Source organism: Burkholderia sp. LS-044, assembly GCF_004803625.1.
GTDB classification, from domain to species: Bacteria; Pseudomonadota; Gammaproteobacteria; order Burkholderiales; family Burkholderiaceae; genus Burkholderia; species Burkholderia cepacia.
On record NZ_SSWO01000060.1, the window covers coordinates 1 to 310 of the forward strand.

General features: G+C 55.2%; 2 tRNA genes. Both read left to right on the forward strand.

What is annotated here, in order from left to right:
* Positions 1-43: 43 nt before the first annotated feature.
* Positions 44-120 (forward strand) — tRNA-Ile (locus E9536_RS41185).
* Between the two features lie 87 nt (positions 121-207).
* Positions 208-283: transfer RNA gene (locus E9536_RS41190), tRNA-Ala, on the forward strand.
* Positions 284-310 lie beyond the last annotated feature (27 nt).

The window sequence follows — 310 nt, forward strand, 5'->3', positions numbered from 1 at the left end:
TGAGCGCTCACGCTTATCGGCTGTAAATTAAAGACAGACTCAGGGGTCTGTAGCTCAGTCGGTTAGAGCACCGTCTTGATAAGGCGGGGGTCGTTGGTTCGAATCCAACCAGACCCACCATTGTCTGACGTGTCGGTGATCGTTAGCGCTTTAGCGCTTACGAGTACCCCAAGCCGACCGGCTAACACCTGAGGCAAATCTGTACATGGGGGCATAGCTCAGCTGGGAGAGCACCTGCTTTGCAAGCAGGGGGTCGTCGGTTCGATCCCGTCTGCCTCCACCAATCACCAACGCTAAGTGCTTGGTTCAT